The organism is Streptomyces beijiangensis (assembly GCF_017315755.1).
Classification (GTDB): domain Bacteria; phylum Actinomycetota; class Actinomycetes; order Streptomycetales; family Streptomycetaceae; genus Streptomyces; species Streptomyces beijiangensis.
The window spans coordinates 17,891-29,957 of the sequence record NZ_JAFLRJ010000065.1; the positions used below are offsets into that span (position 1 = coordinate 17,891).

Genomic DNA, 12,067 nt, shown 5'->3' on the forward strand with positions numbered 1-12,067 from the left:
GCTATCCCTTTACGTTGCCCGCCTTGAGCGTGACCTGGTCGAGGTTGACCCCGCACTTGTCGCCCGCCTCGCAGGACACCTTGATGGTGTTCGACCCAGCCTTGAGGTCGAACCACGAGTAGGTCGTCCCCCAGGTCTTCGACGGGTCGTCGCTCTTGCTGTAGTTGTCCATGTTTATCGACGCGGGTCGCGCGGTGCCGTTGACCGTGAGCGTGGTCTTGGCCCCGTCCTTGGTCGCCAGACCGAAGCGCGTGAACATGGTGTACTTCCCGGCCGTCGGCACATTGACGGTCCAGGTCGCCGAGTCACCGGGCTGCGCGATCACCGCGTAGGTGCCGCCCGCGCCCTGCGCGCCCTGGATGTCCTTGCCGGTGGTCGCCGCGCCGCCCAGTTGGAGCGTCGCCGCGTCCTGCTTCGGGAGGTCTGCGGCCGCCGACTGCGACGCGGGGTCGCTCGGCTTCACGGACTGGCCCGCGCCGGCCGAGGACGTACTGTCCCCGCCCGCCTGGCCCTTCTTCGTGTCGCCGTTGCCGTTCATCAGCGCGACCGTGATGCCGATCACCACGACCGCGACCACCGCGACCGCGCCGATCAGGATGCCCTTGTGGTTCGGGCCGCGGCCACGGCCGCCGTCGTCGTCCCGGTACTGCGGCTGCTGGGGCGGGGCCCCGCCGCCGTACGTCTCCGGGGCCGCGTACTGCGCGGTCGGCTGCGTGTACTGCTGGGGCTGCTGGCCGTACTGCTGCTGCGGCTGCTGCCCGTACTGGCGCTCGCCGACCGTACGCACCTGGTTGTACGAGGTCCGGGGCACCCCGGGCTGCTGCTGGCCGCCCGCGGACGGACCCGGGTAGCCGTAGCCGCCGCCACCGGGCGGCGGGACGGCGCCTGCCGCACGGCCGTCCTCGTACAGGTAGCCGAACGGATCGTCGTCCTCGGGCGTGCTCATCCCTAGTACTCCTCACACATCGCTGACGCGGGCGAGCCTACCCCGTACGGATTAACCCGCTCGCCGATGGATCTTGGCACGGGACCGCTTCTCCACATACATGCGCTGGTCAGCCGAGCGCAGTACCTCTTCAACGGACATTCCGCATTCCGCCCAGCCGATGCCGAAGCTCGCCCCGACACGGACCGCGCGTCCGTCCACCCGTATCGGCGGGATGATCGCGTTCCGCAGGCGGACCGCCAGGTCGGCCGCGTCCGCCGCGCCCAGGCCGTCCGCGAGGACCACGAACTCGTCGCCGCCGAGCCTGGCGACCGTGTCGCCGTCGCGCACGCCCGTCGTCAGCCGGCGGGCGACCTCGATGAGGACCGCGTCACCCGTGTGGTGGCCGAAGCGGTCGTTGATCGACTTGAAGCCGTCGAGGTCGCAGAAGAGGACCGCGAGCCCCTTCGTGCCATCGTCCACGGCCGTCGACGTCGAGGGTGCGACGGTGTGCACATGGTGGTCGTACGGTCCCGGGCCCGCCGGGCCCGTCCCGAAGTCGAATCCGTGCGTACGGGAGACGGACGACTCGACGGCGCCGCCCTCGTAGGCCGCGTCCAGCGCCTCTATGGCCGTCTCGCGCACCGCGTACGGCCGCGCGCAGAGCCGGGAGCTGAGGCGCGAGCGGAGCTCGGCGCTGTTGGGCAGGCCCGTCAGCCCGTCGTGCGAGGCACGGTGGGCGAGGTGCAGCTCATGGCGCTTGCGCTCCTCTATGTCCTCGACGTGGGTGAGGAGGAAGCGGGGGCCGTCGGCGGTGTCGGCGACGACCGAGTTGCGCAGGGAGACCCAGACGTACGTCCCGTCGCGCCGCCCGAGCCGCAGCTCGGCCCGCCCGCCCTCGGCGGAGGTGCGCAGCAGCGTGCCGACGTCCTCGGGGTGGACGAGGTCGGCGAAGGAGTAGCGGCGCATCGCGGAGGCGGGGCGGCCCAGGAGGCGGCAGAGCGCGTCGTTGGTACGGAGCAGCCGACCGTGCTGGTCGCCGCCCATCTCGGCGATGGCCATCCCGCTCGGTGCGTACTCGAAGGCCTGGCGGAAGGACTCCTCGCTGGCACGCAGGGCCTGCTGCTCGCGCTCCAGACGGACCAGGGCGCGCTGCATGTTGGCGCGCAGCCGGGCGTTCGAGATGGCTATGCCCGCCTGGGACGCGTACATCTGCAGCGCCTCCTGCCCCCAGGGGCCGGGGCGGCGGCCGCCGCGCGGGTTGTCGACGGATATGACGCCGAGGAGCTCTCGGCCGCTGCCGGTCGCGTACATCGGGGCGTAGAGGCGGTCGCGCGGGTGCCACTCGTCCTCGAAGCGCGGCTCGGGTCCTTCGGTGTGCCACTGCGGTACGTCGTCCTCGATCAGCACCCAGCCCTCGGTGTGCGGTATGAAGACGAGATCGCCCCAGACCTCGCCCATCGAGAGCCTGCGCTCCCAGGAGGCACGGGAGCCGACGCGGCCGGTGATCAGGGATTCGGCGGCGGCGGAGCCTGCGAAGGCGGCGACGACCAGGTCACCGTCGGGGCGTACGAGGTTGACACAGGCCAGTTCGTACCCGAGTCCCGCGGTGATGCCGTCGGCGACGGTCTGCAGCGTGTCCGCCAGGCTCCGGGCCGTATTGAGGTCCGTGACCACCTGGTGCAGTTGCCGCAAGGTCGCAAGGCGGACATACGGCTCCGACTCGGTCTCCATTACTCGCACCCCCCGAGACCTCGACAGCTACTCCTGGGTTCTGATCGGCACACTCTTGTTGCAGCTTCACGGCCACTGAATCACAGGGAGCTGTGCACCCGGTACACAGGGTCAACAAATATTGGCTTACGTGACTCAAGTCACATCAGGGGATGAAGGGTTTTGGACGCGGATGGGAGCGCTCCATCGGTTTCTTGGCTGCATCATCCCGGGGGACGACCCCCGGACCCCCAGCCGGACCAACGGTCGCCCCGGCCGCCAGAGGCTCCCTTCGCTTCTTGAACACAGTTCAAAACAGTGGGTCCTAGGACTCGAGACCCGTCCCAGCGCCCGATGTGGCGCTATGTCTCCCCGCACTAGCGTTGCCCCTGTGCTTCAGACGACCCCTGCCCCGCGAACCGAGCCCGTCCCCCATCCTGAGGGGGTGAGCAACGAGGAATTCCGCGCCGCCATGTCCCGGCTGGCCGCCGGAGTGGTGCTGGTGACGGCACACGACCCGGACTACGGACCGCGCGGCGAGGACGTCGGGATGACGGCGACCGCCTTTCTGTCGGTGTCGCTGGAGCCGCCGCTGGTGATGGTGTCCGTACGCAATGGCTCGCGCATGGACGACCTGCTGGCCGAGCAGCCGCTCTGGGCGGCCTCGCTCCTCTCCGAGAGCCAGCGCCATGTGGCGGGGCGTTTCGCGATGAAGGGCCGGATCAGCGACCGGCTGCTCTTCGAGGACATCCCGTACGTACGCGGGAAGGAGTCGGGGGCGCCGCTGGTGGGCGGGGCGCTGGCGACGCTGGAGTGCCGTACGGAACAGCGGGTCGAGGCGGGCGACCACACGCTGTTCATAGGCCGGGTGCTGACCGCGGACCTGCCGAGCGCGGACGGCGGCCCGCTGACGTACTTCCGGGGGCGCTACCGGCAGCTGGGCTAGCCCAGCCGGTCGCGTTTCAGTCCCAGCCCCCGCCGGTGCGGCCCTTCTTCGTGTCGCTCCGCTGCTTCTTGTTGCGCAGCCGGCGCTCGTTGATCCCCCGGGGGATCTTCGTGGCGCGGCGCGGCTTGGGCGGCGGCGCGGTCGCCTCGGCGAGCAGCGCGGCGAGGCGGACGAGGGCCATCTCACGGTTGCGCCACTGCGAGCGGTGCTCGGACGCCCGTACGGAAATGACCCCGCCGACCAGCCGCGAGGCGAGGCGCTCCAGGGCCCGGTCCTTCCAGACCTCGGGCAGCGCCTCGGTCTTCGCGAGGTCGAAGCGGAGCTCCACCTGCGAGTCGCTGGTGTTCACATGCTGGCCGCCAGGTCCCGAGGAACGCGAGAAACGCCACATGAGCTCGGCCTCGGGAAGAGAGACGGAGCCTCGAATGACGTGTTCGCGACTGGACATGTGACCCATGGTCGCCTGTCCGCGCCCTTTCCGTCACCCTCTTTTCGCGCAGGTAAAGAAAGTAAAGGGCGTCAGGAACCTCTGAGGACCCTCCCTGCGTTATGTCAGGTGACGGTAGCTTCGTGACCACACGAAGCCCGTTCACCAAGACGGAAAGGGACCATCCCATGGCTGTAAGCCTGTCCAAGGGCGGCAACGTCTCCCTCACCAAGGAGGCCCCGGGCCTGACCGCCGTCACGGTCGGCCTCGGCTGGGACGTCCGCAGCACCACCGGCACGGACTTCGACCTCGACGCCTCGGCGATCGCGGTGAACACGGCCGGCAAGGTCTTCTCCGACGCGCACTTCGTCTTCTTCAACAACAAGGCGACCCCGGACCAGACCATCGTCCACACCGGTGACAACGTCACGGGCGCCGGCGACGGCGACGACGAGCAGATCAAGGTCAACCTGGCCGGTCTGCCCGCCGACATCGAGAAGATCGTCTTCCCGGTCTCGATCTACGACGCCGAGAACCGTTCGCAGAACTTCGGCCAGGTGCGGAACGCCTTCATCCGCATCATCAACCAGGCCGGCGACGCCGAGATCGCCCGCTACGACCTCAGCGAGGACGCCGCCACGGAGACCGCCATGGTCTTCGGCGAGCTCTACCGCAACGGCGCGGAGTGGAAGTTCCGCGCGGTCGGCCAGGGCTACGCCTCGGGCCTGACCGGCATCGCCCAGGACTTCGGCGTCAACGTCTGACGTACGCCCCTGTCTGTATGAACCGAGCCCCCGGCGCCTGACTGCGCCGGGGGCTCGGTGCGTGTGCGGAACCGGTTCTCCGGTCCGGGCGTCGAAGGGCCATGGCCAAGAGAGCTGTGCCGATCGCGCTCGTTTCCGTACTGGTGGCTGCCGCGGGGTGCATCGGGGGCGGCGGAAAGGCGGAGGCGACACGTCCGGCGCCTTTGGTGTCGTCGCCGTCCGCTTCGTCGCCGTCCGCTTCGTCGCCGTCCGCTTCGTCGCCCTCCGCTTCGTCGTCGCCGCAACCCGCCCGCGTCATGCGCTTCGATCTCTACACGCACTGCGGGATCGACGAGGCACGGATCGGCTCGGCGTACTTCGAGGCCGGTACGCCGCTCTCCGACGGTTCGGGGAATCCGCCCGAGGGCTGGGACAACCCCTACCAGCGCGGCACGATGACCCTGAAGTCCGCGGCGGAAGCGGTGTTCACCGACGCCGCGGGGCACGCGGTGACGTTCCGCGCCCGGCCTGGGGCGAGCGCGTTCAAGCGCGTCTGCCAGTGACTCAGAGGACGACGATGCCCAACGGGCGTACCCCTGCGGGCAGTCGGCGGGTGTCGCCCGAGTCGAGGTCGACGACCGTGATGCCGTCCCAGGAGCCTTCGCGGGTGAAGCCGCCCGTGACGTAGGCCGTGCGGCCGTCCGGCGAGACGGCGACGTTCTCGTGCGGGCCCTGCAGCGGGATGACGCGTTCGCGGCCGTCCGGGCTGCGGACGGTGAGCGAGGGCGGCTCGCCGTCGGTGACGGGTCCCGTGCCGACGACCAGGAGGGTGCCGTCGGGGGTGATCGTGACGCCGTGCTGGTGGGTGTCGGCGGTCATCGGGTCGATGGTGACCTTGCCGGTGCGCGGGTCCAGGACGGCCAGACGTTCGCCCTCGAAGGGCAGGAGGAGTGCGCCGTCGGAGGGACGTACGGCCGCGTAGTGCGGCTTGAGCCAGGAGCCCAGGCCGCCTTCGGTGCCGTACGGCGCGACTTCGTAGGTGCGCGGGGCGAGGCTCGCCGTGTCGACCTTCGTCACCGAGAAGGAGTCGTGGTTGGTCGCGTAGACCTCGCGGCCGTCCCGGGAGACGTCCACGTCGAAGGGGCGCCGGCCGACGGGGACGGTGTCCGACACCGTGCCGGAGGTGGTGTCGATGACCTCCAGCACCCCTTCGCGGTCGGGGACGGTGACGCCTACGTAGGCGTGCCTGCCGTCGGGGGCGAGCGCGATGCCCATGCCGCCGCCGCGGTACTCGCCCAGGGTGGGGCGACCGGTTTCGGTGTCGTACGGAATGAGGGCCGTACGGGTCCGGGTGGCGGTGTCGACCACCGCGACGCCCTCCGCGGTGGAGACCCAGGCCCGGCCGTCGCGGCCGAGGGCGATGCCGTAGGGAGCGAGGCCGACCTTGACGGATCCGACGGGGCCGCGGGCCGGGTCGACGAAGGTGACGGTGTCGCTGTCGAAGTCGGCGACGAGCAGCGTGCCGCGCGGAGTCGCCGTGGGGGTGGAGGCGGAAGCGGACGGCTTGGGCGGCTTGGGCGGTACTGGCGTCACGGTCGACTTCCGCGGGCGCTCGGGAACGGACTCCGCCGCGCCCTGTACGCAGCCCGCGAGGGCCGCCGTCACCAGGGCGGCCCCCACGATCCGGCGGATCATCCCGCGCCCCGCAACAGCGCGGCGATCTCCTCGAAGCCGCGCCGGTCCGCGTGTTCCAGAGCCGTCACGCCGTCGCCGTCCGCGAGGTCAGGCGTGGCGCCCGCGGCGAGCAGGATCGCCACGATCCGGCGGTGCGCGGTGCCGCCGTCGCCGAGGATCACCGCCTCCAGCAGAGCCGTCCAGCCCAGGCGGTTGACGTGGTTCACGTCGATGTCCGTCTCGGCCAGCACCGCCTTCACGTACGCGACATGACCGCGCTCGGAAGCGGGGATGACCGAGACCCCGCCGAAACGGTTGCGCAGGGTCAGGTCGGGGCCCGCCGGGAGCAGCGTCCGCATCATGGCGACGCTGCCCGTCACTCCGGTGACCAGCCATGCGCTGTCCTCGCGGCTGTCCTGGGCGTTGACGTCGGCCCCTGCGGCGACCAGGACTCCCGCCGCCTCCACGTGGTCGCCGAGCGAGGCGATCAGCAGCGGGGTGCGCAGGTCCGTGTCGCGTACCTCGACGCGGGCTCCGGCAGCGAGCGCGGCACGTACCGCGTCGGTGTCGCCGCGCTCGGCGGCGGTCAGCAGGGTGCGGTCGGCTTCGCTGTGGGAGGGCATGGCTGTACTCCTGGCCTGGGTCTGTGCGGGGCGCTCATCGCGGCGCCCCGCCGTCACATCGGTGGAGAGTCTTACTTGTCGAGCGCGGCCACACCGGCCTGGGCGAACTTCTCGTCCTGGTCGCCGGAGGGCGCACCGGCCACGCCGATGCCCGCGATCGGGGCACCCTTGGCGGTCACGGGAGCGCCGCCGCCGAGGAAGAGCGTGCCGGGGATGTCCTTCAGCGTCGGGGCGTTCTCCAGGCGCTTGGCGAGCTCGGAGGTCGGGGCGTTCCAGGAGACGGCGGTGAACGCCTTCTTCTCGGCCGCCTCGTAGGCCTGCGGGCCCGCACCGTCGCCGCGCAGGGTCAGGATCGTGTTGCCGTCGCGGTCGACGACGGCGACGGAGACCTTCTGGTTGTCCTTCTTCGCGGCGTCGAGCGCGGCCTTGGCGGCCTTGGTCGCAGAGTCCAGCGTCAGGTGCGTGGTCGTCGTGGTGGTGTTGCTCTTGGCGTCGGCGGCGACAGCGGCGGGAGCGGCGGCCGGGCCGGAGGCGCTGGCGGTGACCGCACCGAAGGTGCCTGCGGCGACGGCGGCGAGGACGGCGCCGCTGGTGACGACGGTGGCGCGGCGGGAGAGCTTCTTCATGGGGGACTCCTTGGGAGAGTGGATGTGGCCGGTGGTTCCTTCTGCTCTCAAGCCTGGGCCCGGAACCGGTGCGGGACCGTCGGCGTTCCGGCTGCTCACGGGCTGCCGAGCGGCCGACCTCTGGGTCATCCGATCGGTTGACCCAGAGGGCGCCGGGGCTCCGGACAATGGGAGTGTTTGCCCAGATCGGGGAGACAGTGCAACACAGCGGAAGGAGGTGCGGGAACCGTGCCGGAGAGCGAGCGCACGCATCTCGACCGGAGCTACGACACGGACACCCGGCGCCTCACCGCCGTCATGCACGCCGCGTTCTTCCTGCTGCTCGCCGTGGCCCTGGCCCGCTTCCTGCTGCGCCACCCCGGCGGCGCGGCCCGCACCCCGTGGATCATCGCGCTCTCCGCCGTACTGGCCCTGGTCTATTTCGCCGGGCTCGTGCGCGGCACCAGGGCGCGTCCCGTGGCGGAGCGACGGGTGTGGCTGACGCTGGTGGTCGCCGTGTGGGTCGTGCTCGTCGTGCTGGCGCCCAGTTTCGCCTGGTGCGCGGTGCCGCTCTTCTACACGGGCCTGCGTACGCTGCCGACCCGCGCCGCCCTGATCCTGGTGACGCTGCTGACCGGTCTCGTCATCGTCGCCCAGCTGCGGCTCGCCGGCCGCTGGGACCCTGACCTGGTGCTCGGGCCGCCCGCGGTCGTCCTGATCGCCACCGCCGTGTTCCTCACGATGGAGCGGCAGGCCGGGCGCCAGCGTGCGCTGATCGACGATCTGATCCGTACGCGCCGTGAGCTCGCCGCTGCCGAGCGCCGCGAGGGCACTCTCGCCGAGCGCCAGCGGCTGTCGATGGAGATCCACGACACCCTCGCGCAGTCCCTGTCCAGCCAGCAGATGATGCTCCAGGCCGCCGACCGCACCTGGGACACCGACCCGGCGGCCGCGCGCGGTCATGTACGGAACGCCACCTCCATCGCCGACCGCAGCCTCGCCGAGGCCCGTCGCTTCGTGCACGATCTGGCTCCGTCCGAGCTGGCCGACGGCGGCAGTCTGGAGGAGGCGCTCCGGACGCTGGCCGCGCGCGAGACGGCGGAGTCGGCGGTGGCGGTACGGTTCCACGCCGAAGGGGACCCGGCCGTACTCCCCGACCGGGTGCAGTCCGCGCTGCTGCGGATCGCGCAGGGCGCGCTGGCGAACGTACGGGAGCACGCGGGCGCGGCCGGCGCCGCCCTCACCCTCACCTACCTGGGCGACCAGGTGGTCCTGGACATCGCGGACGACGGCCGCGGTTTCGCGCCGGACGCGCCGGCCGCGCGGGACGCCGGGGTACGCGGGCATGGGCTGCCCGCGATGCGCGCCCGGCTGCAGCAGCTCGGCGGTGCGCTCACCGTCGAGTCCGCCCCCGGCGAAGGCACCGTGCTTTCGGCCGCGATCCCCCTGCAGACCCTGGAGACGACACCGTGAACGTCCGCATCCTGCTCTGCGACGACCACGCGGTCGTACGCGCCGGACTGCTCGCCTTGCTCGGCAGCGAGCCCGACATCGAGGTCGTCGGCGAGGCGGGCAGCGGCGAGGAGGCCGTAGCGGCGGCGGCGAAGCTGACGCCGGACGTGGTGCTGATGGACCTCCAGCTCGGCGAGGGCATCGACGGGGTCGAGGCGACCCGGCGGATCTCCGCCACGGGGGTGCATGTGCTGGTCCTCACCACGTACGACACCGATGCCGACATCACCCGCGCCATCGAGGCCGGTGCGACGGGTTACCTCCTGAAGGCCGAGCGGCCCGAGGAGCTCTTCGCCGCCATCCACTCGGCCGCCCAGGGGCGCACCACGCTCTCGCCGCCGGTCGCCAGCCGGGTGATGGACCGGATGCGGGGCACGGGCCGCCCCACCCTCACCGACCGGGAGCGGGACATCCTCGGGCAGCTGGGGCGGGGTCTCGGCAACCGGGAGATCGCCCGCGCGCTCTTCATCAGCGAGGCGACCGTCAAGACCCACCTGGGGCGGATCTACGACAAGCTCGGCGTCGACACGAGGGCGGGCGCGGTGTCGGTCGCGAAGGAGCAGCGGCTGCTCCCTTAGGAGAGCAGCGACTGCTCCCGTAGGAGAGCCGTCGTGGGCGTGGGACCATCGATGACGTGCTCGACATCGGCTACTCCCTCTCGCGTCGCTTCCCCGACCCCCCGCAGACCGACTACCGCCGTGCGGACGTCCGCGCGCTGCGGCACGACCTCTTCTGCGGGGACGTGTATCTCGCCGACACCAAGGCGGACCGGGAAGTGTCCACAGCCTGGGGATGGGTGCCGGTGCTCGACTTCGCTTGGGCCCTGTGCGACATCGTGGAGGAGATCGACCGGGATCCGCGCGGCAACCGGTCGGCGAACCGGCAGTACTCGGAGATCGATTTCACGGAGTCCACGGACCGGATGATCTTCGAGCGGCGGTTCGGGTGGGTGGATGTGGAGGCCGACTGGATGGATTCCGAGGAGCCGCCGCTTACTTTTGGGCATCGGTTGTTGCGGCGCGAGGCGCGGGATTTTCTGCATGATCTGATCGCGGATCTGACGGACATGCATGACGGGTTGGCAGACAATCCGGCGGTCTGGGCCTTGCAGGCCAAGTTTCCGCGGCTCTGAGGCGCGGGCCCTCCGGGTGGGGCTCCTCTGGGGCTCCGCCCCAGACCCCGCTCCTCAATCTCCCCCAAGCTCTTAAGGAGCAGGGGGGACCCCCTTGAGGGGCTTGAATTTGCCTGATGTGAGCCGAAAATGCTGAGCTCGGAACACGGTCCCAGCTCCACGGAATCCGGGTTGCCCGGCGCATGCCGGAACGGTCAGGCTTCCACCCGGACTCCGATCTGGGCCGCGAACACCGGGGCCAGGTCCAGTAGTTGGTCCGGGCTGATCACTGCCCCGGACAGGCGCTCCACCCCCCTCGCGATGTCCAGGACCGCAGCCCCGCGCAGGTCCACGTCCTTCAGGCGCGCCCCGCTGAAATCCACCTGCCTCAGCTCGCAACCGTGGAACTCCACCCGTTCCAGCTGTGCCGACCCGAAGTCCGGCTCGGAGAGCACGCAGTTCTCGAAGGTGACGTCCTTCAGCCGCGCCTCGCGCAGATTCAGATAGTCGATCTTCCCGCCCCGCACCACCACCCGCTCCAGCACCGCACCGTGCAGCTGGACCCCGCCCAGCCGTGCGTCCACCACCTCCACGTCCCGCAGCGAAGCCCCCGCCAGGCTCGTGCCGACACCCTTGATTCCTGTCAGTACGGAGTCGATGAACCGCGCCCGCACCAGATCCGTCTCGTCCAGCGAGCACTCCGTGAGCGCGCAGTCCATGAAGCGCGCCCCCGACCCGGCCTGGCCCGTGAAATCCAGTCCCCGGAACTCCAGACCGTCGTAGTCCCCGTCCGGTTCGAGGCCTCGGCCGCTGTACGGGCTCAGCGGGGGAAGCCGCACCTCGGGGCGTCTGATCACAGGAGTCTTCTTGCGTGCCATGTACCCATGCTGACCCACACCACTGACAACGACCTCTCCCCCATGTCACATTTCGGCGCCCCGGATCCGTCTCCCCTCTGTACGCAGCGAGAAAAACGGGAACGAGAAGGAGTCGGATCATGGACCGCATCACCGTCACCGTCGTCGGCGGCGGCTTCGCCGGGCTCACCGCAGCGATCACCGCAGCCGAGGCGGGCGCCGAGGTCACCGTCCGCGAGGCCCACCACACCCTCGGCGGGCGGGCCCGTACCGCCGAAGGGCAGTACAGGACCAACGAGGGCCCGCACGCCATCTACAGCGGCGGCCCGCACTGGACCTGGCTCAAGCAGCGCGGCCTGCTCGGCCCCCTCGCACCCCTTCCGCCCCGCGAGGTCCTGCGGATGCGCTTCCACCGCGGCGGCGCCCTGCGCCGCACCCCGCCTCTCGCGCTCCTCAGGCTCGGGCGCCACAAGGCCGAACAGGCCCCCGTCGACCAGGACTTCCTCACCTGGGCCACCGGCCTGGTCGGCGAGGAGGGCGCCCGCGCCGCCGCCCATTACGCGGCCGTCGCCCTCTTCCACCACGACCCCGGCTCCCTCTCCGCCGCCTTCGTCCAGGAGCGCTTCCGCCGCGCGAGCGCCCTCCCGCCCGAGGCGCACTACCCGCGCGGCGGCTGGGGTGCGCTGATCGAGCGGATGGCGGGTCGCGCCTGGGACCTGGGCGTACGGATCGAGACCAGTACCCGCGTCACCGAACTCCCCGCCCCCGGAAGCCCGTTGATCGTCGCCACCTCCCTCGACGCGGCCCGCCACCTCCTCCGGGACGAGACCCTCACCTGGACCGGTGGCCGCACCACCCTCGTCGACCTCGCCCTCACCACCCGCCCCGGCGACCCCTTCGTCGTCTCCGACCTCGACGCCCCCGGCTGGAT

At 71.0% G+C, this 12,067-nt stretch carries 14 protein-coding genes; 7 read left to right on the forward strand and 7 right to left on the reverse strand.

Features of this window, described 5'->3' with window-relative positions; translation table 11 throughout:
• Position 1: 1 nt before the first annotated feature.
• Together J0695_RS07610 and cdgB are read right to left on the reverse strand one after the other, a co-directional pair.
• Positions 2-946: a carbohydrate-binding protein gene (locus tag J0695_RS07610; RefSeq protein ID WP_206961086.1), complete on the reverse strand. Its 945-nt coding sequence runs from the start codon at positions 944-946 to the stop codon at positions 2-4.
• 51 nt (positions 947-997) lie between these two features.
• Positions 998-2,659: a diguanylate cyclase CdgB gene (gene cdgB / locus J0695_RS07615; RefSeq protein WP_206961087.1), complete on the reverse strand. Its 1,662-nt coding sequence runs from the start codon at positions 2,657-2,659 to the stop codon at positions 998-1,000.
• A gap of 370 nt (positions 2,660-3,029) precedes the next feature.
• On the opposite strand from cdgB, the gene J0695_RS07620 reads away from it, so the two are divergent.
• On the forward strand, positions 3,030-3,584 hold the full coding sequence (locus J0695_RS07620) for a flavin reductase family protein (protein WP_307798485.1): 555 nt from the start codon (positions 3,030-3,032) through the stop codon (positions 3,582-3,584).
• A 16-nt stretch (positions 3,585-3,600) separates the two neighbouring features.
• Here the strand turns inward: J0695_RS07620 and arfB are convergent, their stop codons facing one another.
• Positions 3,601-4,041, reverse strand: coding sequence for an alternative ribosome rescue aminoacyl-tRNA hydrolase ArfB (arfB, locus tag J0695_RS07625; RefSeq protein WP_206961089.1), 441 nt, complete (start codon positions 4,039-4,041; stop codon positions 3,601-3,603).
• Between the two features lie 158 nt (positions 4,042-4,199).
• On the opposite strand from arfB, the gene J0695_RS07630 reads away from it, so the two are divergent.
• Both J0695_RS07630 and J0695_RS07635 read left to right on the forward strand, forming a co-directional pair.
• Positions 4,200-4,775, forward strand: a complete 576-nt coding sequence (locus J0695_RS07630) for a TerD family protein (RefSeq protein ID WP_206961090.1) — start codon at positions 4,200-4,202, stop codon at positions 4,773-4,775.
• A 296-nt stretch (positions 4,776-5,071) separates the two neighbouring features.
• A complete protein-coding gene (locus J0695_RS07635) occupies positions 5,072-5,317 on the forward strand; it encodes a hypothetical protein (RefSeq protein ID WP_206961091.1) in 246 nt (81 codons plus the stop codon).
• A 1-nt stretch (position 5,318) separates the two neighbouring features.
• Here the strand turns inward: J0695_RS07635 and J0695_RS07640 are convergent, their stop codons facing one another.
• The 3 genes from J0695_RS07640 to J0695_RS07650 form a co-directional block, all read right to left on the reverse strand.
• Positions 5,319-6,449 (reverse strand): YncE family protein, encoded by a 1,131-nt coding sequence (locus tag J0695_RS07640; RefSeq protein WP_206961092.1) that lies wholly within the window; start codon positions 6,447-6,449, stop codon positions 5,319-5,321.
• A complete protein-coding gene (locus tag J0695_RS07645; RefSeq protein ID WP_206961093.1) occupies positions 6,446-7,051 on the reverse strand; it encodes an ankyrin repeat domain-containing protein in 606 nt (201 codons plus the stop codon). Before J0695_RS07645 ends, J0695_RS07640 begins: the two co-directional genes overlap by 4 nt.
• A 71-nt stretch (positions 7,052-7,122) precedes the next feature.
• A complete protein-coding gene (locus J0695_RS07650; RefSeq protein WP_206961094.1) occupies positions 7,123-7,677 on the reverse strand; it encodes a GlcG/HbpS family heme-binding protein in 555 nt (184 codons plus the stop codon).
• Positions 7,678-7,974: 297 nt separating this feature from the next.
• On the opposite strand from J0695_RS07650, the gene J0695_RS07655 reads away from it, so the two are divergent.
• From J0695_RS07655 to J0695_RS07665, 3 genes are read left to right on the forward strand one after another with little or no spacing between them, the layout of a single operon-like run.
• Positions 7,975-9,129: a sensor histidine kinase gene (locus J0695_RS07655; RefSeq protein ID WP_206961101.1), complete on the forward strand. Its 1,155-nt coding sequence runs from the start codon at positions 7,975-7,977 to the stop codon at positions 9,127-9,129.
• The gene (locus J0695_RS07660) at positions 9,126-9,746 is read left to right on the forward strand and encodes a response regulator (protein WP_206961095.1); all 621 of its coding nucleotides are present in this window, start codon (positions 9,126-9,128) and stop codon (positions 9,744-9,746) included. Before J0695_RS07655 ends, J0695_RS07660 begins: the two co-directional genes overlap by 4 nt.
• Positions 9,747-9,802: 56 nt before the next feature.
• Positions 9,803-10,300, forward strand: a complete 498-nt coding sequence (locus J0695_RS07665; RefSeq protein ID WP_206961096.1) for a hypothetical protein — start codon at positions 9,803-9,805, stop codon at positions 10,298-10,300.
• A gap of 194 nt (positions 10,301-10,494) precedes the next feature.
• Here the strand turns inward: J0695_RS07665 and J0695_RS07670 are convergent, their stop codons facing one another.
• Positions 10,495-11,157, reverse strand: coding sequence for a pentapeptide repeat-containing protein (locus J0695_RS07670; protein ID WP_206961097.1), 663 nt, complete (start codon positions 11,155-11,157; stop codon positions 10,495-10,497).
• A gap of 119 nt (positions 11,158-11,276) precedes the next feature.
• Between J0695_RS07670 and J0695_RS07675 the strand changes: the two genes are divergently transcribed.
• On the forward strand, positions 11,277-12,067 hold a 791-nt coding region (locus J0695_RS07675; RefSeq protein WP_206961098.1), incomplete at its 3' end, for an FAD-dependent oxidoreductase.